The 24,648-nt window shown below is 72.3% G+C and carries 17 protein-coding genes; 12 read left to right on the top strand and 5 right to left on the bottom strand.

The annotated features are described in order from the left end of the window. Positions 1-43 precede the first annotated feature (43 nt). Positions 44-730: a hypothetical protein gene (locus WMF22_RS44470; RefSeq protein WP_437295964.1), complete on the bottom strand. Its 687-nt coding sequence runs from the start codon at positions 728-730 to the stop codon at positions 44-46. 513 nt (positions 731-1,243) lie between these two features. Then, positions 1,244-2,419: a hypothetical protein gene (locus WMF22_RS44465; RefSeq protein WP_438033649.1), complete on the bottom strand. Its 1,176-nt coding sequence runs from the start codon at positions 2,417-2,419 to the stop codon at positions 1,244-1,246. A 17-nt stretch (positions 2,420-2,436) separates the two neighbouring features. On the opposite strand from WMF22_RS44465, the gene WMF22_RS44460 reads away from it, so the two are divergent. Next, on the top strand, positions 2,437-4,734 hold the full coding sequence (locus WMF22_RS44460; RefSeq protein ID WP_438033648.1) for a sulfatase-like hydrolase/transferase: 2,298 nt from the start codon (positions 2,437-2,439) through the stop codon (positions 4,732-4,734). Positions 4,735-5,088: 354 nt separating this feature from the next. After that, positions 5,089-5,856: a hemerythrin domain-containing protein gene (locus tag WMF22_RS44455; RefSeq protein ID WP_438033647.1), complete on the top strand. Its 768-nt coding sequence runs from the start codon at positions 5,089-5,091 to the stop codon at positions 5,854-5,856. 44 nt (positions 5,857-5,900) lie between these two features. On the opposite strand, the gene WMF22_RS44450 is transcribed toward WMF22_RS44455, so the two are convergent. Further along, positions 5,901-6,746, bottom strand: a complete 846-nt coding sequence (locus WMF22_RS44450; RefSeq protein WP_437295955.1) for an SOS response-associated peptidase — start codon at positions 6,744-6,746, stop codon at positions 5,901-5,903. 61 nt (positions 6,747-6,807) lie between these two features. Here WMF22_RS44450 and acnA point away from each other — a divergent pair, with 61 nt between their 5' ends. From acnA to WMF22_RS44425, 5 genes are all read left to right on the top strand, one after another. After that, positions 6,808-9,561, top strand: coding sequence for an aconitate hydratase AcnA (gene acnA / locus WMF22_RS44445; RefSeq protein WP_438033646.1), 2,754 nt, complete (start codon positions 6,808-6,810; stop codon positions 9,559-9,561). A 121-nt stretch (positions 9,562-9,682) separates the two neighbouring features. Continuing rightward, on the top strand, positions 9,683-10,984 hold the full coding sequence (gene serS, locus WMF22_RS44440) for a serine--tRNA ligase (RefSeq protein WP_438033645.1): 1,302 nt from the start codon (positions 9,683-9,685) through the stop codon (positions 10,982-10,984). 5 nt (positions 10,985-10,989) lie between these two features. Next, complete coding sequence (locus WMF22_RS44435; RefSeq protein ID WP_438033644.1) at positions 10,990-13,191, top strand: ATP-binding protein; 2,202 nt, start codon at positions 10,990-10,992, stop codon at positions 13,189-13,191. Positions 13,192-13,212: 21 nt separating this feature from the next. Then, positions 13,213-14,241, top strand: a complete 1,029-nt coding sequence (locus WMF22_RS44430) for a hypothetical protein (protein ID WP_437295951.1) — start codon at positions 13,213-13,215, stop codon at positions 14,239-14,241. A gap of 161 nt (positions 14,242-14,402) precedes the next feature. Then, a complete protein-coding gene (locus WMF22_RS44425; RefSeq protein ID WP_437295950.1) occupies positions 14,403-14,852 on the top strand; it encodes a universal stress protein in 450 nt (149 codons plus the stop codon). A gap of 16 nt (positions 14,853-14,868) precedes the next feature. Here the strand turns inward: WMF22_RS44425 and WMF22_RS44420 are convergent, their stop codons facing one another. Continuing rightward, complete coding sequence (locus WMF22_RS44420; RefSeq protein WP_438033643.1) at positions 14,869-15,414, bottom strand: chalcone isomerase family protein; 546 nt, start codon at positions 15,412-15,414, stop codon at positions 14,869-14,871. A gap of 395 nt (positions 15,415-15,809) precedes the next feature. Here WMF22_RS44420 and WMF22_RS44415 point away from each other — a divergent pair, with 395 nt between their 5' ends. From WMF22_RS44415 to WMF22_RS44405, 3 genes are all read left to right on the top strand, one after another. Continuing rightward, positions 15,810-17,333 (top strand): vWA domain-containing protein, encoded by a 1,524-nt coding sequence (locus WMF22_RS44415; protein ID WP_438033642.1) that lies wholly within the window; start codon positions 15,810-15,812, stop codon positions 17,331-17,333. A 470-nt stretch (positions 17,334-17,803) separates the two neighbouring features. Next, positions 17,804-19,000 (top strand): aminotransferase class V-fold PLP-dependent enzyme, encoded by a 1,197-nt coding sequence (locus WMF22_RS44410; protein WP_438033641.1) that lies wholly within the window; start codon positions 17,804-17,806, stop codon positions 18,998-19,000. 216 nt (positions 19,001-19,216) lie between these two features. Beyond that, entirely contained in the window at positions 19,217-20,572 is a 1,356-nt protein-coding gene (locus WMF22_RS44405; protein WP_438033640.1) for a hypothetical protein, read from the top strand. Positions 20,573-20,712: 140 nt separating this feature from the next. On the opposite strand, the gene WMF22_RS44400 is transcribed toward WMF22_RS44405, so the two are convergent. Further along, positions 20,713-21,033, bottom strand: coding sequence for a hypothetical protein (locus WMF22_RS44400; RefSeq protein WP_437295945.1), 321 nt, complete (start codon positions 21,031-21,033; stop codon positions 20,713-20,715). Between the two features lie 1,442 nt (positions 21,034-22,475). On the opposite strand from WMF22_RS44400, the gene WMF22_RS44395 reads away from it, so the two are divergent. Further along, a complete protein-coding gene (locus WMF22_RS44395) occupies positions 22,476-24,116 on the top strand; it encodes a thiamine pyrophosphate-binding protein (protein WP_438033639.1) in 1,641 nt (546 codons plus the stop codon). 5 nt (positions 24,117-24,121) lie between these two features. Continuing rightward, positions 24,122-24,643 carry a M17 family peptidase N-terminal domain-containing protein gene (locus tag WMF22_RS44390; RefSeq protein WP_437295943.1) on the top strand — a complete coding sequence of 174 codons (522 nt, stop codon included), beginning with the start codon at positions 24,122-24,124 and terminating at the stop codon, positions 24,641-24,643. The last annotated feature ends 5 nt before the right edge of the window (positions 24,644-24,648 follow it).

Here is a 24,648-nt window from a genome sequence, read left to right as displayed (position 1 = left end):
GGGCTGCGTGTCGCGCCGCCGTGGCGGCGCTGAGCGTCGCGCGTCACGCCGGCGGACTCTCGACCGCGGGAGCGGCCTTGACCTTCTTCGGCCCCTGCGTGCTCTTCTTGAAGAACCGCCCGGGCCAGTCCTTCGGCAGCCTCCGCTCTTCCGCCCGCTGGATCAGCAGGCCGTAGCGCGCGCGCCGCGCGGCGTTGATGTCGTCCACGAACCGGACGATCTCTCGCACGCGTTGATCGGCGGTCGCGGCGGCGGCGCGCCGCCGCTCCTCGACCGCGGCGTCGCCCCGGGTGATGTCCCCTTCGAGCCGGGCGCCGAGCGCCTGGAGGGCGGGCTCGCCCTCGGTCTTGAGCGATGCCGGCCACGCGCGCACGACCTCGATCTCGCTCTCCAGCCCGAGGCGCACGATCTCGTGGCGCGCCTTCTTGAAGTAGCGCTTGCGCTGCGGCGCGTCCCGATCGCGGAAGGTCCGGAGCAGCTCGTTGTCGAGCTCGTCGACGGTGTCGTCGAGCAGGTCGTCCTCGGCGTCGATGCCCGCCTGCGCGACGATCTCGGCGCGCCATGCGCTCCGCTGTCCGGTGTTCACCTGAGCCCAGCGCTCCACGAGCGCGCCGGCCTCCGAGGCGAGGTCGCTCGCGTTCCTGTCCTTGAGCAGCCGCGCTTCCTCGTAGACCAGGACGCTCCAGATGAGATCGAGGGAGTCGTCGTAATGGATGGTGTTGATGGCCATGGTTCCCCTCTCGTTGTTCCTTCGAGCCTTCGAGCGCCGCCGGTGAAGGGCCGACGAGCGTCGAGGATCGTGGAGGCTAAGAAGGGCGAGCGAGCTCGTCAATGTGACGCGGCGGCCTCGGGAGCGATGTCGGCGGCCGAGCAAGCTTCCGACGCGACGTCGAGGGCGATGCCGGCGGCTGCGCGGGCGCCCGGTGGGGTGTCGGGGGCGATGTCGGCGGCTGCGAGGGCGTCCGGCGGGGCGGCGGGAGCGATGTTGGTAGCTGCGAGGACACCCGACGGAGCGTCGGAAGCGATGTTGGTAGCTGCGAGGATTTCTGACGCGGCGTCGGGAGCGGCGTGCCTGAAGCTTGGCCGCGTGCTCCGCCGCGTGGAGCGGCGTCGTCGCCGGCCGATCCGTTGCCTCAGGCCGCTGCGGTTGCCAGCGCCGGGAGCCGCTCCGTCGATGCATCCCTGGCGAGCGGATTCGAGGTGTCGACTCAGCGCGAGGGGCACGTTCCGGAAACGCCCCTCGTCACGACATGGACAGCCCGAGGGCCTTCGCGAGGGCGATCCGCGCGCGTTCGTGCTCCATCTCCCCCCGGCGCAGCTCGGGGATGACCGGTAGCGCGGCGCCCGTCGCGGTCCGCAGGACGAGACGTCTGCCCCTCGGCGGCGCCTGACGACTCGGGATGTACCAATTCGGTGCGGGTCTCTGTTCGATCTCGACCTCGGTGACGTCGGGCGGTACCGCGATGTCGTGCACGCGCAGCGGAATGCCGAGGACCGTTCGCGTCACGCGCAACCGCAAGCGCTCGCGCGGGCTGTCTTGAGCCTGGACCCGATAAGCGCCCGCCGCGAGCGCGGCGGCGCTCGTCCCGGGCCGCTCGCGCGGGTCGTCGCGAACCTCGATGCGATACCCCCCGAGATCGCGACAGCCGTGGACGACGATGGTTATCGTGAGACCCAGCGCTAGAACCACCCACAACGCCAACCATGCTACTTTCCAGTACGAAGGGAGCACCTCGATCCGCAGGGTGGAGCCATCCTGGCCTTGCAGGAACCGCTGGATTCGCTCGGTGTTGAGCCGCGCTTGCTCGACCGTCGTGCTGCCGAAGCCCGTCTCGTGCCCGTGCACATCCACGAGCACGGTCCTCCCACCGACGACGTCCGGGCCCTTCGTGGCGTGCACGTCACGGTATCTCGCCTCGCGCACGGCGCCGGCATCGAAGCGCTCGCTGAGCGCCGGAAGCAGGGGGGCGACCGACCGCGTCTCGCACGTCGCCACCTCGCCGGGCGGACGCACGCACTCGAGCGTCTCGATCCGACTCGCGTGAACGGCGACCCCGAGCAGAAAGGACGTCAACAGCGCGAGGCTCAGCGCGGGGGTCACGTTCCGGAAACGCCCCTCGAACGGCCCGTAATGGATCTTGGCCACAAGCTCGCCAGCTCGGGTATTCATGGTCATCGCGAGTCCTGTGTTGACCTTCACGACGTCGCCGTTGATGGTGACCGAGCCGCCCGAGACCTCGATGAGCGGGCCGCTCACCTCGACCCCCCCCAACACTAACCTGAACGGCGTGGTACCAGACGCCCAGCCTCGGCGTACGCCTGCCCAGACCCGGCAGGGTCCCATGCTCGGCCGCGTGAACGACACCACCGGCGGCCCGATGACACCGGCCGCCCAGGACTCCCGCTCGTGGTAGAGCACGCCCCGTGCGCGCCCGCGTGATCCGAACCCGCCGTCCCTCCTTCGCGCTCGCGCTCGCCTCCCTCGCCGCCGCGCTCCTCTCCGGTTGCGACGGGTGCGAGACGTCGACCCGCGACCTGCCTCCGGACGCCCCGGCCGCGGCGTCCGCGAGCCCGCAGGAGACGCCTCCGCCGCCGGCGCGCGACGCCGTGCACCTCATCGACGAGCTGCCGAGCTGCGATCTCGAGCACCGAGGGCTCCTGTTCGATACCGGCGCGGGCTCGCTCATCGGCCGCTTCGCGTGGCAAGGGACCGTGCCCACCGGCATCCAGGCCGTCGAGCACAATGGATCCACCTGGGCGCGGATCTCGCAGCGGCAGATCAAGCTCACGTTCGTCCTGCCGTCCGCGAGCCCCATCTTCGTGTCCGCCCGGGCCGTCGGGCTCACCTCCAGGTACGCCACCGTCTCCCTGGACGACCAGCCGCTCGGAACGCTCCGCCTCCAGCGCGACCAGATCCGCATCGCCTCGACCCCGACCACCACGCTCCCCGCCGACCCCGGCCTGCACACCCTCACGCTCCAGTTCTCCGGCCGGCTCCGCGAGGGGGAGGCGTTCGCCGACGTCGACTGGGTGCGCGTGGGCATCCCGGACGAGGACCCGGCCACGTACGGCCCCCCGACCCTGCGCGACGTCGTCACGCCCGCCGCCGCGCTGTCGGGCGTCCCCCACCGGTCCATCGCGCTGCGCGCGCCGGGCGCGGTCCGCTGCGCCTTTCGCCCCTCCAGGGTGACCCGCCTCCACACCTCCATCGGCGCGCTGGGCTCGGGAGACGGCGACGCCGAGATCCGCGTCCTCCGCGACGGCCAGGAGCCCCTCGTGATCCATCGCGCCCACGTCGAGGGCGGCGACAAGGCGACCTGGACCGACGTCGAGCTGCCGCTCGCGCCCTTCGCCGGGTCCCTCATCTCCCTCGAGCTCCGCGCCGCCGCCGCGGCCCGCGGCGGACGCATCCTCTTCGGCGACCCCGTCCTCGCCGGATCGCCGGAGCCGCCGCCGTCCGTGCCCCGAGCGCGCGCCGTCGTGATCGTCGCCCTGAACGGGGTCGAGCGGCCCGATCTGCCCCCCTGGAGCGGTCGTCCGGAGCCGCACCTCGCCACGCTCTCGGAGCTCGCGACCTCGGCGACGACGTTCGATCACCACCGCGGGCCGAGCACGGTCGTGTCCGCCGTGGCCGCGTCGCTGCTCACCGGTCTTCCGCCGCCAGCCCACACTGTCGCCGACGCCGGGGCCCGCCTCCCCGCCCGCATCACGACCATCGGCGCCATCGCGAGCGACAGCAGCATCCGCACCGGGTTCTTCACCGGCGTCCCCACCACGTTCCGGGCGTTCGGCTTCGGACCCGGCTGGTCCCGGGTCCTCGAGCACCCCCCGACGAGCGGCGAGCCGGCCACCACCCCGATCGACGCCGCCGCCACCTGGATCAACGAGACCCTCCGCCAGGACGCGTCCAACCGCCTCCTCGCGTTCGTCCACGCGCGCGGTGGACATCCGCCCTGGGAGGTCAGCCCGAAGGAGCTGAACGCCCTCAAGCCCGCCGAGTACGCCGGCCCCGTCGAGCCGCGCCGCGCCGCCCAGGTGCTGGCCAGGCTGAGGGGCCGGCGCCGCGATGTGCTCAGCCCCGAGGATCGCGACCGGATCCGCGACCTCTTCTCCATCGCCCTCGCCGGCCAGGACCGCGCCCTCGGCAACCTCATCGGGACCCTCAAGGCCGCCGGCCTGTGGGACGAGACCCTCTTCATCGTGACCGGCGATCTGGCCAGCGGGCGCTCCGACGCCGTGCTCTACGGCGAGGGCATGGAGCTCCAGGAGCCCGTCCTGACGCTCCCGCTTTATGTCCACTTTCCCGGTGATCTGTACGCCGGCCAGCGCATCGCCGCCCCGACCGAGATCATCGACGTCGCGCGCACGGCGATCGCCGCCCTCGGCCTCTCGTTCGCCCGCAAGCCGCTCGGGAAGGATCTGGCGGCGGTCGCCTCCGGCCTCGAGGGCGTCGAGCGCGGCCCCCAGATCGCCGCCCTCGGCGATCGTTACTCCACCCGCTGGGGCAACCTCGTGCTTTCGGGTCGACTCGGCGTCCCCCCCTTTCTCTGCGACCTCGACGTGGACCCGACCTGCGCCTTCAACCGTCGCGAGGTGATGCCCCTCGCCACCGTGTCGCTCTTCCGGCGCACCGTGACGTTCGACCTGTCCGTGCGCGCGCCCGCGGCGCAACGGGAGCCGGCCACGATCGACGCGGAAACGGCGGCCGTGCTCAACGTATGGGGCGCGAACTGAGGCCCGCGCGATCGATCTGCGCCCGCGCCCGCGAGCCGAGGAGAGCCCGCTGACGGCGCCCGGCGGCGCGCCGGCGCCCGGCGCGGGCGAAGGCGTCCGCGACATCGCGCAGGCCGCGCGCGATCACGCGCCAGCGGCGCCATGACGCCTCGCTGCGGGGCAGCACGCCCCGCAGCGCGCGCGCCGCGACGCCCCCGCGCGGGTTGGCCGATCGACGTACGCCCGCGCCCGCGCGTGCGCGTCGTGCGCTCGCTTCGCGCGCCCCTCCCGCCTGGCATGCTTCGCGCAAACCCGCAGACCGCACAGGCCAAGCGCCTCGACGGCGCTTCATCTTTCCGTGAGAGGAGTCCCCGCATGAAGGCGACCGACCTATTGAAGGAGCATCACCAGGAAGTCGAAGAGCTCTTCGAGCGCATGTCGCAGGCCGACAGCGACGAGATCAGCGCGCTCCGCGACGAGCTCGTGGCGACCCTCGTGAGCCACTCGGCCATCGAGGAGGAGCTCTTCTACCCCGAGAGCCGGGGGGCGCTCGGCGCCTCCCCCCTGATCCCGACCTCGTACGAGGAGCACGCGCTCGTCGACGTCATGTTGCAGAAATTGCTCAGCACCGAGCCGGGTGACGAAACCTTTCACGCCAGGCTCGGCGTGCTGAAGGAGCTCGTGCAGCACCACGTCGAGGAGGAGGAGAAGGAGCTCTTCCCCCAGGTCGAGAGCGCCATGGGCGCCGCGCGCCTCGAGGAGCTCGGCGGCCGCCTGGAGGCGCGCTTCGGCCAGGTGCGCGCGAGCGACGTGGAGGCGCTCCTCGCCCGGAACGTCGCGAAGAGCATGCCCGCCGCCACCGGCGGCCGCCGCGCGCGCGCGGCGAAGCCGTCGGCGCGCAAGGCGGCGGCCAAGCGTCCACCCGCCAAGCGCGCGCCGAAGCGCGCGTCGACGCAGCGCGCCGAGCCGGCGCGGGGCGCGCAGAAGGGGCGCCGCGCCACCGCGACCGGACGGAAGAAGACAGCGGCCACGGCGCCCGCGAAGACCGGGCGAGCCGCGCCCGCGCGCAAGGCGAGCCGACCGGCGAAGACCAGCCGCACGGGCCGCAAGGGCGGTCGCGCGAGCAACGCCTCCGCGCGCTGAGGCGTCGCACGTCAGTCAGCGCACATCGCGCACGTTGCCGCAGATCAGCGGCGCGAGGTCCGGCCGGAGGGGACGGCGGGCCTCGCGCCGCCGTCGAGATCGAACAGCGGAAGCGTGCCGCCGGCCTTCGGGGCAGCGGCCTTCGGGGCGGCGGCCTCCGCCGCGAGCTCCTGCAGCAGGGTGGGGTCGTCGTGCGCGACCGAGTTGACCCGCGGTGAGACGGCGCGCGCCGCGAGGGCGCCGCGAGGCGCCGGCCGGAGCAGCGCCTCGGCACGATCCGCGTCCGCGCCGTCGCCGAGGCCGAGCCAGAGGTCGACGTCCCCGGGGCCCAGCAGGACCGGCATGCGGTCGTGGATCGGCGCGACGTCGGCGTTCGCCTCGGTGGTCAGGATCGTGAACCGGACGTCGGGCTCCCCCGTGTCGGGGTCCTTCGCCGGCTGGTACAGCCCCGCCAGGCGGAGCAGCCCGCCCTCCGCGGGGTGGAACCAGGTGGGCCGCCGCGCGCCCTTGGGCCCGGTCCACTCGTAGAAGCCGTCCGCCGGCACCACACAGCGGCGCGCCGCGAACGCCTCGCGGAACGTCGGCTTCGCCCGCGCGCTCTCGGCGCGCGCGTTGGCCAGGAGCGAAGGCCCGGCGCCGCCCCTGGCGAAACGCGCCATGAAGCCCCAGGTCGCCGCCACCAGCGCGCGCCGGCCGTCCCGCGCGCGCAGCACCGGGTGGACGGTCGCAGGTGCGATGTTGAAACGAGGCCGAAACCTCGCCGCCATCTCCGGATCAGCGGCAATCGACCGAGCCGAGCCGCTGCCTGCTCGGCCGGCGCCAGAGGAGGACTCGAGCAGCGCGATGAGGGTCGCAAAGTCCGGCACGGCGAGGGTGAAGCGCGCGCACATAGGACTAGATTAGCGGCTTCGGGGCGCCTACAAGGGCGCTCCGGACGTTGGAGGAGGCCGCATGGTCGACAGCTTTGGCACCAAGAGCACGCTGACGGTTCAAGCCGAAACATACACCTACTACAAGCTCACCTCGCTGGCGCAAGGCGGCGCGTCGATCGAGAAGCTCCCCTTCTCGCTCCGCATCCTCCTGGAGAACCTCCTCCGTCACGAGGACGGGCGCGTCGTGCGCAAGGACCACGTGGAGGCCGTCCTCAACTGGGACCCGAAGGCCCGCCCCTCGCAGGAGATCGCGTTCCACCCCGCGCGCGTGCTGCTCCAGGACTTCACCGGCGTGCCCGCCGTCGTCGATCTCGCCGCCATGCGCGAGGCGCTCGCGAAGCTCGGCGGCGATTCGCTCAAGATCAACCCGCTCCAGCCCGTCGACCTCGTGATCGACCACTCGGTCCAGGTCGACAAGTTTGCGTCCTCGACGGCCGTGAAGGTGAACGCGGCGCTCGAGTTCGAGCGCAACGAGGAGCGCTACGCGTTCCTCCGGTGGGGAGCGCAGGCGTTCACGAACTTCCGCGTGGTGCCGCCCGACCAGGGCATCTGCCACCAGATCAACCTGGAGTACCTCGCGGGCGCCGTCATGCGGCAGGGCTCGCTGGTCTACCCGGACACGCTCGTCGGCACCGACTCGCACACGACGATGATCAACGGGCTCGGGGTCGTCGGCTGGGGCGTCGGCGGCATCGAGGCCGAGGCGGCGATGCTCGGCCAGCCGCTCTCGATGCTCATCCCCGAGGTCGTGGGCTTCAAGCTCCACGGCAGCCTGCCCGAGGGGGCGACCGCGACCGATCTCGTCCTCACGGTGACGCAGATGCTGCGGCAGAAGAAGGTGGTCGGGAAATTCGTGGAGTTCTACGGCCCGGGCCTGAGCGCGCTCTCGCTCCCGGACCGCGCCACGATCGCCAACATGGCGCCCGAGTACGGCGCCACGATCGGCTTCTTCCCCGTCGACGACGAGACGATCGCGTACCTGCGCTTCACCGGCCGGCCCGCGCAGCTCGTCGCGCTCGTCGAGGCCTACTACAAGGAGCAGGGGCTGTTCCGCACGGACAGCACCCCGGACCCCGTCTTCAGCGACACCCTCTCGCTCGACCTCGGCGACGTGGTGCCGTCGATCGCCGGCCCGAAGCGGCCGCAGGACCGCGTCCCGCTGCGCGACGCGAAGCGCACCTTCCGCGCCTCGCTCCAGGGCATGCTCGAGAAGGAGTTCGCCGCGGCCGACGCGCCCGCGGTCAAGGCGTTCCTCGAGGAGGGGGCCGGCCACGCGGCCGCGCGCGCCCCCGCGCTCGAGAAGATCATGCGCCCGGCGGAGATCACCGAGGGCGACGCGCGCTACACGCTGCGCCACGGCTCGGTCGTGATCGCCGCGATCACGTCCTGCACCAACACGTCGAACCCGGCGGTCATGCTGGGCGCGGGCCTGCTCGCGAAGAAGGCCGTCGAGCGCGGGCTCACGGTGAAGCCGTGGGTGAAGACGTCGCTCGCCCCCGGGTCGAAGGTCGTCACCGACTACCTGCGCCAGGCGGGGCTCCTGCCGTACCTCGAGGCGCTCGGCTTCCACATGGTCGGCTACGGCTGCACGACCTGCATCGGCAACTCCGGGCCGCTGCCGGACGTGATCGGCGACACGATCCGCAACAATGATCTCGTCGTGGCGAGCGTGCTCTCGGGCAACCGCAACTTCGAGGGCCGCATCAACCAGCACGTGCGGATGAACTTCCTCGCCTCTCCGCCGCTCGTCGTCGCGTACGCGCTGCGCGGCGACGTCGACGCCGACCTCTTCAAGGAGCCGGTCGGCGCGGATCGCAACGGCGACCCGGTGTACCTCAAGGACATCTGGCCGAGCTCGGCCGAGGTCAGCGAGGCCATCCGGACGGCCGTGCGGCCCGAGCAGTTCCAGGTGCAGTACGAGAACGTCTTCGCCGGCGACGAGGAGTGGCAGAAGCTCGCGGTCCCGGGCGGCCAGACGTTCGTGTGGGACGAGGGCTCGACCTACGTGCGCAGGCCGCCGTTCTTCGAGGGGCTGTCGAAGGAGCCGGCGCCGCTCACCGACATCCGGGCCGCGCGCGTGCTCGCGCTGCTCGGCGACTCGGTGACGACCGACCACATCTCCCCGGCCGGCAACATCGCCAAGAACAGCCCCGCCGCGAAGTACCTGGTCGAGCACGGCGTCGCGCCCGCGGACTTCAACTCGTACGGCGCCCGCCGCGGCAACCACGAGGTGATGATGCGCGGCACGTTCGCGAACATCCGCCTCAAGAACGCCCTCCGCCCCGGCGAGGAAGGCGGGATCACGGTGCACCTGCCCGACGGGGAGAAGACGACGATCTACGACGCGGCCATGCAGTACAAGGCCGAGGGCGTGCCGCTGCTCGTGATCGCCGGCGCCGAGTACGGCACCGGGTCGTCGCGCGACTGGGCGGCCAAGGGGACGAAGCTGCTCGGCGTGCGCGCGGTCATCGCGAAGAGCTTCGAGCGCATCCACCGGTCGAACCTGGTCGGCATGGGCGTGCTCCCGCTCGAGTTCGCGCCGGGCGAGGACGCGTCCACCCTCGGGCTCACCGGGCGCGAGGTGTTCGAGATCGACGGCATCTCGAACAACCTCACGCCGGGCAAGAAGCTCAACGTCGTCGCGACAGGGGAAGGCGGGGCGAAGAAGACCTTCACCGTCACCGCGCGCATCGATACGCCGAACGAGGTCGACTACTACCAGCACGGCGGCATCCTCCAGTTCGTGCTGCGCAGCCTGGGCGCCAGCGCCTAGCGCCTCCCTGCGCGCCGCTCCCCGCCGGGCCTCTGGCGGGGAGCGCGGGGAGCGGGCCCCTCCTCGGAGCGGCGCGTCGCGGCTGCTGACGCGCGTGCGGGCTTCGGCTAAACCCTGGGGTATGCTCGATCCTCGCCACGTCGCGGAGCACCTCGATGAGGTGCGCGCGGCGCTCGCCCTTCGCTCGCCCGCCGCCGCCGCCAGCCTCGGAGACGACTTCGCCTCCACGGTGAGCGCGAGGCGGTCCAACATCCAGGAGCTCGAGCGGTGGCAGGCGGAGCGCAACGCGGCGAACGACGCGATGGCGCGCCTCGACAAGAAATCGCCCGAGTTCGCGCAGAAGCGCGACGAGCTGAAGGCGCTGTCGACGCGGATCAAGGAGGCCGAGCAGGTCGTCTCCGAGCTCGAGAAGCGGATGACCGAGCTGCTCTCCGTCGTGCCCAACCTGCCGGACCCGTCGGTGCCCGTGGGCGCGGGGGAGGAGGGCAACGTGGTCGTCCGGGCGTGGGGCGAGAAGCCGAGCTTCTCGTTCGCGCCGAAGAACCACTGGGACATCGGCACGGCCCTCGGCCTGCTCGACTTCGAGCGCGCGGCGAAGCTCTCGGGGGCGCGCTTCACCGTGCTGATGGGCGCGGCCGCCCGCCTCGAGCGGGCGCTCATCTCGTTCATGCTCGACCTGCACACGCGCGAGCACGGCTACCTCGAGGTGCTGCCGCCCTTCCTCGTCAAGGACACGGCGCTGTTCGGCACGGGCAACCTGCCCAAGTTCGCCGACGACCTGTTCAAGACGCACAAGAGCGACCCGGAGAGGGCGTACGACCTGTACCTCATCCCGACGGCCGAGGTCCCTGTCACGAACCTCCACGCCGACGAGATCCTGGACGGCGCGTCGCTCCCGATCGCCTACGCGGCCTACACGCCGTGCTTCCGCAGCGAGGCGGGCAGCCACGGGCGCGACGTCCGCGGGCTCATCCGGCAGCACCAGTTCGACAAGGTCGAGCTCGTGCGGTTCTCGGCGCCGGAGGACTCCGCCCGCCAGCACGAGCTGCTCACGTCGCACGCGGAGGAGGTCCTGAAGCGGCTCGGCCTGCACTACCGGGTGTCGGCGCTCTGCACCGGCGATCTCGGCTTCGGCTCGCAGAAGACGTACGATCTCGAGGTGTGGCTGCCCGGCCAGGGAGTGTACCGCGAGATCTCGAGCTGCTCGAACTTCGGCGACTTCCAGGCGCGCCGCGCCCAGATCCGCTACCGGCCGGAGCCGAAGGCGAAGCCGCGGCTGGTCCACACGATGAACGGGTCGGCGCTCGCGGTGGGGCGGACGGTCATCGCGATCCTCGAGCAGTACCAGCAGGCGGACGGCGCGGTGGTCGTGCCGGAGCCGCTCCGTGCGTTCATGGGCTGCGAGGTCCTCCGCGGCAGGTAACAGCGATGGCAGCGGACGAGGAAGCCAAGCGTGAGCTTCCGGAAGCGAAGAGCGCGCACAACGGGGGGGACGGCGAGCGGCGCTCGCAGGTCCCGGAGTCGCGGGGCGCGCGCGGCGGGGGGGACGGCGAGCGGCGCTCGCAGGTCCCGGAGTCGCGGGGCGCGCGCGGCGGGGGGGACGGCGAGCGGCGCTCGCAGGTCCACGGGCCGCCGACCAACGCGGAGACGTCGATGGCGCTCGCGCGCCGGCGGCTGCTCGACCTCTGCAAGCGGCACAAGGACGAGCTCATCGACGACTGGATCGAGAACGTGCTGGCGCTGCCGCCGGAGCGGGGCCGGTACACCGACCGGCCCGTGGGCGAGGTCACCGAGAACGTGCGCTCCTGGCTCGCCGCGTTCACCAGGATCCTCGAGGACGGCAGCGAGACGCTGCTCGACGAGTTCATCACGCACCTGGTCGAGCAGCGCTACGCGACCGGCTACTCCATCAGCGCTCCGCTGATCGCCGCGTCCGAGTTCCGCACCGCGGTCGCGGGCGTCCTCGACACGACGCACGACGACGCCGAGGCCGACGGCACGTCCTCGATCGACGTGCTCCGCGCCGTCGACGCGCTGCTGCTCCAGTTCGAGCACCGCTTCGCCGAGGCGTACGCCCAGCGCTCGCTGTTCGCCTCCGAGGAGCGCTACCGCGAGATCGTCGAGCTCTCGTCCGACGTGCTCGCGACGATCGACCAGGAGGGCATGCTGACGCGGCTGAACGTGCGGTTCGAGGCGCTCTTCGGGCACTCGCGGCAGGCGTGGATCGGCCGGCCGATCACCGCGCTCGCTGTCGCGGCGGACGTGCCGGCCCTGCGCACGCTCGTGCTGTCCGCGTCGCGGGCGGAGGCGCCGAGGGAGGCCACCATCCGCTGCGGGACGCGCGCCGGCCTGACCAAGGTGATGACGGTCCGTATCACGCGGCTCTACGGCGAGGACGCCTCGCTCGCCCTCATGCGCGACGTCACCGAGGAGGTCGCGCGCCGCGCGCAGATCCTCCACAGCGAGAAGCTCTCCTCGATCGGCCAGGTCGCGGCGAGCGTCGCGCACGAGCTCAACAACCCCATGGCGTGGGTGATGGCGAACCTGGAGCAGATCCGGAGCGGGGCGCACAAGCTCGTCTCGGCGGCGCGCCCGGTCGCCTCGGGCTCGTACGAGGACCTGCTGCGCGCCATCGACCTCATCGATCGCTCGTGCCACGAGGCGCTCGCCGGCGTCGAGCGGATGCGGGACATCGTGACGGACCTCAACCTCTTCTCGAGCAGCAGCGAGCGCAAGCCCGAGCGGGTCGAGCTCGTCGACGTGATCGAGCTCGCGCTGCGCATGACGGGCCCGCAGCTCAGCCAGCTCTGCCGCATCGAGCGCAGCTACGGCGAGATGCCGCCGTTCGTCGGCTATCCGGGCAAGCTCTCGCAGGTGTTCGTGAACCTGTTCATCAACGCGGCGCAGGCGATGCCGAACCGCCCCCGCGACGAGAACATGGTGCGCGTGACGACGCGCTTCGACGCCGGGGTCCACCACGTCGAGGTGGAGGACAACGCGCGCGGGATGACCCCGGAGGTCGTCGAGCGGATCTTCGACCCGTTCTTCACGACGAAGGAAGAGAGCGCGCGCCCGGGCATCGGGCTCTGGGTGTCGCGCAACATCGTCGAGGAGCAGCACGGCACGATGACGGTCTCGAGCAAGCCCGGCGTCGGGACCGTCTTCACGATCCGCCTGACCGGCCTCAACCCGACGGATCTGCCCGCGCCGCGGCCGCCGCCGGAGCCGCCGCGCGCGTCGTCGCGCGGGACGATCCTGTTCGTCGACGACGAGCCGATGCTGCTCAACGCCTTCGCGCGCGCGTTCGAGGAGCGGCACGAGGTGCTCGTGGCGAAGAGCGGCCACGAGGCGCTCGACCTCCTGCGGGACCGCGGCGGCCGGATCGACGCGATCGTCTGCGATCTGCTGATGCCGCAGATGAGCGGGATGGCCCTGTACGACGAGATCGGCGAGCGGTTCCCGCAGCTCTTGCCGAAGATGGCGTTCATGTCGGGCGGCGCCTTCACGCCGAGCGCGCGGGAGTTCGTGGAGCGGGTGGACAACCCGAAGATCGCGAAGCCGATCTCGCTCGACGATCTGGAGCGGGTCATCGGCGATCTTCTCAGCGGCGGGTCGAAGCGGGGGCACTAGGCTGGAGGAGCGGGAGGCGCGATGGTGGTCGCGAAGGTGAAGACGATCGGGGAGCGGGCGAACCACGCGCGTTACCGGCCGGGGCAGCGGGGCGGCTTCTACGAGAGCTTCTTCCAGCGCGCGAACCACCCGACGCGGCCGCTGGCCTTCTGGATCCGGTACACGCTGTTCAGCCCGGCCGGGCGGCCCGAGGCCGCGGAGGGTGAGCTCTGGGCGGTCTACTTCGACGGCGAGTCGGGGCGCCACGCGGTCGCCAAGCGCGAGGTCCCGTTCGCGGGGCGCTGCTCGTTCGCCCGCGACAGCCTGTCGGTCGCCATCGACGGCGCCCGGCTGAGCCTCGGCAGGCTCACCGGCGCGGCGGGCGAGGGGGAGGACGCCATCACCTGGGACCTCGCCTACGAGGGCGGCGGCGAGCCCCTTCTGCTGCTCCCGGCGGCCCTCTACGACGCCCCGCTGCCGAAAGCGAAGGCGCTGGTCGGCGCGCCGATGGCCGTCTACAGCGGCCTCCTCCGCGTGGCCGGGCGCGCGGTGGACGTCTCGGGCTGGGTGGGCAGCCAGAACCACAACTGGGGGGCGAAACACACGGACCTGTACGCCTGGGGGCAGGTCGCCGGGTTCGACAGCCACCCGGACAGCTTCCTCGAGGTCGCCACGGCCCGGCTGAAGGTCGGACCATTCTGGACGCCGAACATGACGCCGCTGGTCCTCCGGCACGGCGGTGAGGAGATCGCGCTCGGCTCGCTCGTCCAGTCGGTCCGCGCCGATGCCTCGTTCGACTACTTCACCTGGCGCTTCCGGACGGAGACCGATCGGCTGAGCGTCGAGGGGGAGATCTCCGCGTCCGCCGGCGATTTCGTGGGCCTGGCCTACAGGAACCCTCCTGGCGGCGTGAAGCATTGCCTGAACACGAAGATCGGGGCCTGCACCGTCACCCTGCGGCGGAAGAGCCTGGGCCGCGAGGTCGGGATCGAGACCCTGACCACGGCGCGGCGCGCGGCGTTCGAGATCCTCACGGACGACCGAGGCCATGGCGTGACGATCCGCGCCTGATCCACGCTGGACGCACCGTCCGCGGCGCTCGGCGCGGGCGGCCGGGCCGGCGCGGAGGCGGCGCGGAGGCGTGGAGCGCCGCCGCCGAGCGATGCGCTGCGCGTCCGGCGCCAGGTCGGCTAAAGAAGGTGCGGTACGTCACCGCACGAAAGGCGGACGCCATGAGTCTCAAGCACCCCCGGACCATCCTCGTTGCACTGGACAGCTCCCCCAAGGCGTCGCTCGTCCTCGCGGAGGGCGTCGATCTCGCGCAGAAGCTCGGCGGCAAGCTCGTGCTCGTGCGCGCGATCGGGCTGCACCACAGCCTGCCCGCGGAGGCGTTGAACGAGTCGCCGACCCGCGTCCCCGAGATCCTGGAGCGGAGCGACCGCGAGGAGCTCTCGCAGCTCGCGCGCGACGTGCCGCCCGAGCTCCTCGCGAACGTCGTGATCCACGTCGGCGTCGCCTGGGAGGTCATCTGCCGGACGGCGGACGAGGAGAACGCGGATCTCATCGTCATCGGGTCGCACGGCTACTCGGGCATCGACAAGGTGCTCGGCACGACGGCGGCGAAGGTCGTGAACCACACGAACCGGTCGGTGCTCGTGGTGCGCGACAAGCCGTCGGACTGACAGCGGCTCGCCTGCGTCAGCGCAGCCTGGCGATGAGCTCTTCGCTCAACGTGGGCTGATCGATCTTGCCCAGCCAGATCCGCCAGGTGGCCTTCATGAAGTCGACGCCTGCCACGGTCGCCGTCCCGCCGCCGGCGACCGTGACGGTGGTCGCCTTCGCGCGCGGGTCGTACGCGATGGTGACCTCCGCGCCCGCCTTGAGGTCTCCCTCGAACGCCGCCACGAACCTCTCGATCTTCGGCGTGTCCGTGTACCGGTTCAGCGCATAGGCCTCCCGCAGCGCCTTGACGATGCTCGCGCGGTCGACGTCGCGAAGCATCGTCCAGACGAACCTCTTCCCCGTGTCCATCTCGATGACGGCGTCCTTGGACCGGGCGGCAGGGAGCTGCTCCATGTAATGGCTGATCCGATAGACATCGATGTTGAGCACGCCGATGGTCCTCACGCGGACGCCCGTGCCGGTGAGCGTGTAGCCCGGAAAAGCAAGGAGGCTCCCGACAGCGAGTAAGACCGCCGCGAGCGCGGCGAGGAGAGCTGGAGATTTGCTTCGCGCGAGTTGCATCGGATCGACCTCCTCCGGCATCGCCGCTCCGTGCGGCGCGTCGTGTCCGGGCGCCGCGCTCCGGCGATCGCCCGTCGACGGTCGTGAGTGAGCAAGACCTGAACCACCGACAGAGGGACGTCGGGAGTCGCGGATCTCGCGAGATCTCGAGATGTGCCCTGGAGTCAGGCAGGGACGACCCACGGATGTGTGCTCGGAGGGGGCTCGGGGCGCGGAGCGGCGGTCTTTCGCCGGTGCGAGGGCCGGCGGCGCTGATGCCGACGCCGGCTCTCCCGGAGATCTTTTCTCGGCCCGGTCCGTAGAAGCCGCGCGCTGCGGGGACCGGGAGATCGCGGCGGAGGGACGTGGGTCCCCCCGTGGGCCGCGCCATGGCTTGCGGCGGAAGGAGCTCCTCGATGCGGACGATGCTCGCTGGATTGCTGATGGGATGGGCGGCTCTGGGCTGCACGGCCAGCGCGGCGGCGCCTCCGGGCGCGACCGCCGCGGCGGTGGCGGCCGCGCCGGGCGCTGCGGCGCGGGAGGAGGCGGCGAAGCCGGTCGCCGTGGCCGCGGCCGCGGCGGAGCCGGACGAGCCCTCTGCGGCGGCGGCCGAGGCGCCGTCGTCCCGGCCGGAGCCGGCGCCCGCGGGGAGCCAGGGCGTCTGGATCGGCGCCGCGGGCGCGAGCGCGTTCGCGCTGCCGGGGACGCGCGAGACGCAGCTCGGCGTGTGGATCGATGTCCCGGCGGCGCGCGCGGCCCGCGGACAGCCGCGCGCGCCGGCGGCGGTCGTGCTGCTCGTGGACGCCTCCGGCTCGATGCAAGGGCCCAAGATGGAGAACGCCCGCGCGGCGGCGCAGGCGTTCGTCGACAGGCTCCCCGACGGGGACCTCGTCTCGGTCGCGTCGTTCGCCGACACCGCGCAGGCGCGCGTCTCGCCGACGGTGCTGGGCCGGTCGACGCGGCCCGCGGTGGCGCGCGCCATCGCCGCGCTCGGCCCCGACGGCAGCACCAACCTCTTCGCCGGGCTCCAGCTCGCGGAGCAGCACGCGCTCGCCGCGCCGTCGACGCACGCCGTCCGGCGCGTGGTGCTCATCTCGGACGGCCAGGCGAACATCGGGCCTTCCTCTCCCGACATCCTCGGGGCGCTCGCCCAGCGCGGCGCCGCGCACGGGGTGCAGATCACGTCGATCGGGGTGGGGGCCGACTACGACGAGCGCACGCTCAACGCGCTCGCCATCGGCTCCAGCGGCCGGCTGTACCACCTCACCGAGGCGCGGGAGATGTCCTCCGTCCTCGAGCGCGAGCTCGCCCTGCTCCAGACGACGGCGGCGACGGGCGCGTTCGTCGAGATCGTCCCGGCGCCCGGCGTGGAGCTGCTCGACGTCCCGAGCGAGCGCACCGAGCGCTCCGGGGACGCGCTCCGGGTGCTGCTCGGCACGATGTTCGGCGGGCAGCACCGCGAGATGCTCGTGCGGGCGCGGGTCACCGCGCCGGCGGCCGGCTCCCACCCGCTGGCGAGCGTGCGGCTCCACTTCCGCGACGCCGAGAGCGGCAATCTCCCGCGCGTGCAGGAGGTGGTCGCCCGCTACGACGTGACGAGCGATCCGGCCCTGGTCGCCGCGCACCAGAACGAGAAGACCCAGACGATCGCCGCGGTGATGGAGGCGGGCATGATGCAGCTCGACGCGGCCCAGGAGGTGAGCGCGGGCAACTTCGGCGCGGCCGAGGCGAAGCTCGCGGCGGCGGAGGACCGGCTCCGGCAGCAGGCGGCGCGCGCCCGGTCGGACAAGGAGAAGGAGCGCGCCGTCCAGGCGGCCTCGGCGGTGGCGAGCGCGCGGAAGACCGCGCGCGCGGCCGCGGCGGCCCCGCCCTCACCCGCGGCGCGGCGCATGGAGGCGCTCGAGATGAACAGCGCCTCCCCGGTCTGGTCGGGCCGCTGATCCGGCGCCGCCGCTGATCCGGCGCCGCCGCCGGGGCGCGCCGCCGGCGCCTGCCGGTTCTAGCGCCTGCCCGTTGCTGAGGCCTGCTCGTCGCCGCTGACGCCTGCCCGTCGATGACGGGCCGTCATGGCGGGCAGGTGCGGCGTCCACCATGAGAGGGCAGGTGCGGTGTCCATCATGGGATGGAAGATGTGATGTCCATCGTGGGATGGCAGGTCCGGTGTCCACCATGAGAGGGCAGATGCGATGTCCGTCATGGGACGACCGACGCGATGTCCATCATGGACGGGTTGACCGGCTCTGCACGACCGGCGGCATCCCGTCATGGTTGATCCATGATTCAACATTGACGATACAATCCATCATGGACTGGGAGCTGCTCCTCGCGTGGCCCTCGACAGGGGTCGGGGCCCGCGCGACATTGTTCCGGGCCCTCCGGCACGTCGCCTCCACGGGGCCCGCTCCTCGCCATGAACCCGAACGCCTTCCCGGAGTCGCGCGCCGCCGCCGTGCGCGAGCTCTGGTCGCTCGACCCGGCCGTCACCTTCCTGAACCACGGCTCGTACGGCGCCTGCCCGCGCGCGGTGCTCGAGGCGCAGCAGCGCTACCGCGAGCAGCTCGAGCGCGAGCCCGTCCGGTTCTTCCTTCGCGAGCTGGAGCCGCTGCTCGACGCGGCCCGAGGCGCGCTCGCCTCCTTCGTCGGCGCTGACCTCGACGACCTCGTGTTCGTCCCCAACGCGACCGTCGGGATCAACACGGTGCTGCGGTCGCTCTCGCTGCGACCCGACGACGAGCTGTGCATCACCGATCACGGGTACAACGCCTGCAACAACGCGGCCGAGGCGGTCGCGGCCCGCGCCGGCGCGCGCGTCGTTGTCGCGCCGGTGCCGTTCCCCATCGAGGCGCCCGAGCAGGTGGTCGAGGCGGTGCTCGCGCGCGTGGGGCCGCGGACGCGGCTCGTCCTCGTCGATCACGTGACGAGCCCGACGGGGCTCGTGTTCCCGGTCGCCTCGCTGATCGCCGCGCTCGCGGAGCGCGGCGTCGACGTGCTTGTCGACGGCGCGCACGCGCCCGGCATGGTGCCGCTCGATCTCCGCGCCCTCGGGGCGGCCTATTACACCGGCAACTGCCACAAATGGCTCTGTTCGCCGAAGGGCGCGGCGTTCCTCCACGTGCGGCGGGACAAGCAGGGCGCGGTCCGCCCTCTCTCCATCAGCCACGGCGCCAACTCGCCGCGCGCCGACAGGTCGCGCTTCCTGCTCGAGTTCGACTGGACCGGCACGGCCGACCCCAGCGCAGCGCTCTGCGTCGCGGACACGCTCCGCGCCATGGGCGCGCTCGTGCCCGGCGGCTGGCCCGCGCTCCAGGCGCACAACCGGGCGACGGCGCTCGCCGCGCGCGACCTCCTGTGCGAGGCGCTCGGCTGCATGCCGCCGAGCCCCGACGCGATGATCGGCGCGCTCGCGACGGTGCCGCTCCCCGACGCGCCGTCGTCCCGGCTGCGCCTCGATCCGCTCCAGGACGCGCTGCTCGAGCGGTGGGGGATCGAGGTGCCGGTGTTCGCCTGGCCCGCGTCGCCCCGGCGGCACCTCCGGATCTCGGCCCAGATCTACAACGACAGGCCGCATTATGAGCGGCTCGCGGCCGCCCTCGCCGCGCTGCTGTAGCGGCGCGCGGCAGGCCCCGGCCCCGCGCCGCCGCTCTGCGGCCGGCCGCCGCGCGGCGCTCGCCTCTGCCTCCGGGTCGCCCCGTGCCCGTGTCGCTGCGGGATGGCGCTGGCGCCGCGGGACGGCGGTCGCGCCACCGGAGGCGCGTCCAGCGCTCGCCGGAGCAGACCGCGCGCGCCCGACGAGACGATAGGATGCGCGCTCCAAGGAGACACGATGCCACGTCGAATCCTGGTCTTGTCCTCGCTTTCCTGGCTGGCGGCGACCCTCGCGGTCGCGTCCTCCGCTGCGCAGCCCGCGACGCCTCGCCCGGCGGCTAGCCCTGCGCCCTCCGCGTCGGCGGGACCGCCGCCGGCACCTGGTGCACGGCAGCCGCCCGCAACGCCGGCGCCGGGCACACCGCAGCCGCCGGCGCCGGGCACGCTGCAGCCGCCCGCGACGCCGCAGCCACCCGCGACGCCGGCGCCGGGTGCACCGCCGTCGCCCGCGACATCGGCGCCCGGCACGCCGCAGCCCCCGGCGCCGGGCGCAGCGCCGTCGCCCGCGACATCGGCGCCCGGCACGCCGCAGCCCCCGGCGCTCGGCGCGCCCGGAGCGGGCGCACCTGAGCCGGACGCCCCGCCGCTCGCGCCGGAAGAGGCGCAAACCGCGCCGGGAGCTGCCGGGCCGCCTTCAGACGCGGCGCCGCCTGAGCGGAAGCCGGGCGCAGCGGAGGCGGGCCGCAAGGGCAGCACGCCGGCGCCCTGGGCGCTGTCCCTCTCGGACGCCGAGCTGGGGCCGCCGCCCGCGCGCGCGTCGGGCGGCAGAACCATCGACGAGGGGGCCGTCCCGCTGAGCCGGCGCGGCGCGATCGGCCTGGAGACCTCCTCGTTCACCGGCGGCGACGGCGAGGTCTCCGGGCTCGCGGTCGCCCTCTTCGCCCGCATGCCGTTCGCCCAGCACACGTTCCTCGATGTCCGACTCCCGTTCGGGCTCGCGATGTCCGAGCGCACCGACGCCGTGCTCGGCAACGTGACGCTCGGCGCCCATCACGTCGCCCGCGTCGGCCGGACGTTCTGGCTCACGGTGGGCGGCGACGTCGGGCTCGCGACGCTCTCGGGCAAGACCCACCACCACGCCAGCTACGAGCCCGTCAGCGCCAGCCGGGCGTACTGGGATCTCCACGAGTACTTCCCGAGCATCCTCCCCATCCACGGGCGCCTCGGCGCCGAGGTCCACGTCGGCTCACGGATGATCGGGCGTTTTCAGCTCGAGCCGGTGTTCTACATCCCGCTCGCCCGCAACAAGGAGTACGAGCTCGCGATCCAGCACGCCGTCGAGCTCCAGATCGGCCACGGGATCGGCGGCGGCGTGCGCGTGCAAGGGATGGCGCTGCCCACGTTCGACAACGTGAGCATCCGGCACGCCGTCGCCCGCAATCTCTATGTCCTGGCCGTCGAGCCTTTCCTCGCGATCGAGCGCGACCTCGCGTTCCTTCGGACGGGCCTGCTGCTGCCCTTCGACGAGGAGCTCGGCCCGCCGCTCGACCACACATGGGGCTTCCACTTCACCGCGGGCGTCCGCGTCGACTGAGGCCGCGGCCTGGGCAGAGCGGCGGTCTCCCGCACAGGAGACGGGCCCAGATCGGCGTTTTCGGCGCGCAAGCGCACTCCTGTGCGCTGAGCACCGAAAACGTCGAGGTGGGCCCGTATCCGAAGCGGATGACCGTCGCTCTAGGCGCCGCGCGCGCGGCTCGCTTCGCCGATCGCGTGCGTGATGTGGCCCTCCAGCTCGCCCGCGGGCAGCTGCTCGGACTCCACGACGACGAGGCGTGCCCCCGCGTCCTCCGCGAGCAGCTCGAAGGTCTTCGGCGCACGATCGTGCAAGTGGCTCGGCAAGACGATGGCCAGCGGGCGGAGGCGGACGGCCACCCCCCACGCCGAGCCCGCATCGCAGGAGCGGACGAGGAAGCGAGCCCGCGCTGCAACCCTCCGGCAACGAGCCAGAAAATGGGGGCTGCAGTCGAGCGCCAGCACCATGGGTATCCGGATCAACTGACTGCTACTAGGGGGCTCCGACATAGGACGATGCTACTCCAGCGAAGCGCGATTGCGCGTCCTCTTATCCCGCATAACCGATACAGAGCCTTCCCGAAATAAAAAACAACAAGCTCGCCAGCTCATGTAAGCAGTCACGCGTGATTTTGGTGTATTGGGTAACGTTCTGTGAGCGCAGGATAATTGAAATGAACGCTGGGAGAGGGGGAGGCGCCAGCGCACGAGAACCCCGCGGGGCCGCGCGCAAGATCGCCGAGAATCTGGCCTTTCCTGCGCTGCAACAGAAGCGCGTGATGCCCTGAGCGATCGCGCATTGATGAAATGATGCACCATGGACGGAGAACGTCTCGGCGCACACCCGTGAAAGCAACACGGCGATCGGGTGTCAGGAACGCCCGGACGGGTGAAGTCGGCGCACACGTGGTAGACGCCGCTCGGGACGTAGGTTGTGAAGGCAGCGTCCACGAGGGCGTCGCACAAGATGGCTCGTGTCCACCCCTGACGCTGCCCAGATCGCCGCGGCGGCTCCACGCCTCCAGCCCGTCGAGGCCGGTACGCCGCAAAGGAGTTGGCGAGCACACGACATGGAGAGCGTGTGTCAGCGCCACGCGGCAGGCGAGCCGCGCCAGCGCCCGCCGATCGCCGCAGCGGCCCTGAACCGGTTACGTTCCTCACAGAAGCTCGAGGGCGCCACCCACCTAGCCCCCTCCGAATTGTTTCCGCCAGGTTACGGGGAGCGCCGACGATGGAGGCGACCGCCGGCGGCGCGATGGCCCCGCCGGCAGAGAACCGGACCCTCTCCGAGGCCGGCGGCTGCAGGGAAGGAGCACCGGGGAGAGGCCGAGAGAGGTGGCGGTGTCGAGCTGGCACCTGCAATAAGGTTCCAACTATATCATCTCGTGGCCCGGATAGAAGAGAACAGCGTCGGGGTCGTGATCGCAAAGGCGTCGGCCGTCGCGGTTGGGCGACGACCTCGCGTCCAAGGTCGGAGTCGGCGCTGTAGCAGAGCTGTATTTTTACAGCGACGCCCTGCGAAGGGGGTTGTCCTTACTCGGCGGTCGGATAGCCGACCTGATGGGGCGATAGCGTGGATCACCCATCCTGGAGGCGGCGCGCGCCAGCAAGCGGGTGGTGCTCTGATCCCGAGAGCGCTCAGACGAGGTCGGGAGGTTAGGAAGAACACTTGCCTACCACCCGGACAATGGGGGTTTCAGGCGGACACGACCCCCCAGCTCCGGTGATGTTTCGAGGCGTGGAGACCTCGACGCGGCGCCCCAGCGCGACGGTCGTGCGGCCGCCGACGCGGGGCCACGGGGCTCGTCCCCGGAGCGCCGGCTCGGGCGCCGAGCGGCCCGGGCCGGTGATGTGGCCGGGGCGGCGCGCTCGCGCACGGGCGGCGGCGCGAGCCGACCGCTCGCCGGCAGGACGCTGGGTCGCACATGGTATATGCCGGCCCCATGGCGCAGGTGCACGGCGGCAGGCTTGTCTCGAAGGCCCTCGCGAGACACGGGGTGACGCACCTCTTCACCCTGTGCGGCGGGCACATCCAGGCGATCTACGACGGGTGCCTGGATGACGGCATCCGGGTGGTCGACGTGCGACACGAGCAGACCGCCGGACACGCCGCCGACGGGTACGCGCGGGTGACCGGGAGGCCGGGGGTGTGCGCCGTCACCGCGGGGCCGGGCGTGACGGACGTGGTGACGGCCGTCGCCAACGCCCAGCGCGCGGGCGTCCCGATGGTCGTCCTCGGGGGCGCCGGCCCGCGCGCCCTCGCCGACATGGGCTCGCTCCAGGACATGAACCACGTCGAGCTGATGCGCCCCATCTCGAAGTGGAGCGTCTCCGTCCCCTCGACCGATCGCATCCAGGAGTACGTGGACTCGGCCTTCCGCATCGCCCAGGCGAACGTGCCAGGCCCGGTCTTCCTCGAGATGCCGCTCGACCTGCTGATGAACTACGCCGGCGACGACGCGCCCGCCACCGCGCCCGCGGCCCCGCCTCGCCCCGGCGGCGACCCGGCCGCCGTCGCGCGGGCCGCGGCCCTGCTGCGGGACGCCGAGCGGCCCATGTTCATCGTCGGGAGCCAGCTCCGGTGGTCGCCGCGGCGCGACGCGCTGCGCCGCTTCGCCGACGCGGTGAAGGCGCCCTTCTACCTGAACGGCATGGCCCGCGGCGCCCTGCCCCACGCGCACCCGGGGCTCATGAGCCGCTCGCGCCGCTTCGCGCTCTCGCAGACCGACCTCTGCGTGGTGCTCGGGACCCCCTTCGACTTCCGCCTCGAGTACGGCCGCGCCATCAGCCCGGCGGCCAAGGTCGTCCAGATCGATCTCGACGGGAGCGAGCTCGGCAAAAACCGCCGCGTCGACGTCGGGATCGACGGGGACAGCGGCGTCGTCCTGGAGCAGCTGCTCGCGGAGGTGCCCGACAAGACGGCCGCGGCGTGGCTCTCGGCCGTGCGCGAGGCCGAGGATCGATCGCGCGCGAAGATGCTGGCGGAGATCGCGAGCGACGGCGACCCGCCGAACCCGCTGCGCGTCTGCGCGGAGATCGGCAAGCGCCTCGGCAAGGACGACATCGTCATCGGCGACGGAGGGGACTTCGTGGCCACGGCCGCGAACGTGCTGAAGCTCGAGTGGCCGCAGCTCTGGATGGACCCCGGCCCGCTCGGGACCCTCGGGGTGGGACCGGGCTACGCGATGGCGGCCAAGCTGGCGCGGCCAGAGGCCAACGTGGTCCTCGTGTACGGCGACGGATCGTTCGGCTTCCACGCGCTCGAGTTCGAGGCGATGGTGCGCCAGGGCATCCCCGTCGTGAGCGTGATCGGGAACGACGCGGCCTGGACGCAGATCCGACGGGGGCAGGTGGAGCTCTACGGCGAGGGCCGCGCGCCGGCGACGTCGCTCGACTTCACCCGGTACGACCGCGTGGTCGAGGCGCTCGGCGGCTTCGGGGCCTGCGTGGAGCGCGTCGAGGAGCTCGGGCCCGCGCTGGACGAGGCGTTCCGGTGCGGCAGGCCCGCTTGCGTCAACGTGAAGATCGCGAAGAGCGACTTCCGCAAGGGCGCCATCAGCGTCTGATCCACGTGGAATTACGGTTCATCTCCCCCGACCTGCAGAGCCTCGACGAGCTCGACTCGGAGGTGCTCGCGTGCGCCCCGTTCAGCGACGCGCGGCCGGCCCACGGCGTGGCCGGCCTCTGCGACTGGCGGCTCGGCGGCCGGATCTCCGAGCTGAGGCGGCAGGGCCTGATCACCGGCGAGCTCGGCGAGGTCGTCATGATCCCGTGCAAGCCGCGCATGGCGTTCGACAAGCTCGTCCTGTTCGGCGCCGGCGAGCGCGACGCGTTCGACGAGGCGGTCTTCCGCGAGATCGTGCGCCGGATGCTCGCCACGATGGGCGGGCTCTGCACGCGCGCGGCCGTGGTGGAGCTCCCGGGGCGACACGACGGGCTCATCCCCGCCGAGCAGGCGGCCGACGCGCTCCTCGACTGCGCGGGCAGGGAGCGCGGCGACAACGTGTGGACGCTGGTGGAGCGCGCCGAGGGCAGGCAGCAGATCACCCAGCACATGATCGAACAGCGCCGCCGGGTGCGGCGGGCGCTCTAGTCACG

The sequence above is a fragment of the Sorangium sp. So ce204 genome, assembly GCF_051526795.1.
Classification (GTDB): Bacteria; Myxococcota_A; Polyangia; order Polyangiales; family Polyangiaceae; genus Sorangium; species Sorangium cellulosum_B.
The sequence above is the reverse complement of the archived record's forward strand: the minus strand, read 5'-3'. Positions and strand labels throughout refer to the sequence as shown.

Bases quoted from the DNA above. Each gene is read 5' to 3' on its own strand.
- WMF22_RS44470 (WP_437295964.1), bottom strand. From the start codon at position 730: ATGGCCATCAACACCATCCATTACGACGACTCCCTCGATCTCATCTGG.
- WMF22_RS44455 (WP_438033647.1), top strand. From the start codon at position 5,089: ATGAAGGCGACCGACCTATTGAAGGAGCATCACCAGGAAGTCGAAGAG.
- WMF22_RS44450 (WP_437295955.1), bottom strand. From the start codon at position 6,746: ATGTGCGCGCGCTTCACCCTCGCCGTGCCGGACTTTGCGACCCTCATC.
- acnA (WP_438033646.1), top strand. From the start codon at position 6,808: ATGGTCGACAGCTTTGGCACCAAGAGCACGCTGACGGTTCAAGCCGAA.
- serS (WP_438033645.1), top strand. From the start codon at position 9,683: ATGCTCGATCCTCGCCACGTCGCGGAGCACCTCGATGAGGTGCGCGCG.
- WMF22_RS44435 (WP_438033644.1), top strand. From the start codon at position 10,990: ATGGCAGCGGACGAGGAAGCCAAGCGTGAGCTTCCGGAAGCGAAGAGC.
- WMF22_RS44430 (WP_437295951.1), top strand. From the start codon at position 13,213: ATGGTGGTCGCGAAGGTGAAGACGATCGGGGAGCGGGCGAACCACGCG.
- WMF22_RS44425 (WP_437295950.1), top strand. From the start codon at position 14,403: ATGAGTCTCAAGCACCCCCGGACCATCCTCGTTGCACTGGACAGCTCC.
- WMF22_RS44420 (WP_438033643.1), bottom strand. From the start codon at position 15,414: ATGCAACTCGCGCGAAGCAAATCTCCAGCTCTCCTCGCCGCGCTCGCG.
- WMF22_RS44415 (WP_438033642.1), top strand. From the start codon at position 15,810: ATGCGGACGATGCTCGCTGGATTGCTGATGGGATGGGCGGCTCTGGGC.
- WMF22_RS44410 (WP_438033641.1), top strand. From the start codon at position 17,804: ATGAACCCGAACGCCTTCCCGGAGTCGCGCGCCGCCGCCGTGCGCGAG.
- WMF22_RS44405 (WP_438033640.1), top strand. From the start codon at position 19,217: ATGCCACGTCGAATCCTGGTCTTGTCCTCGCTTTCCTGGCTGGCGGCG.
- WMF22_RS44395 (WP_438033639.1), top strand. From the start codon at position 22,476: ATGGTATATGCCGGCCCCATGGCGCAGGTGCACGGCGGCAGGCTTGTC.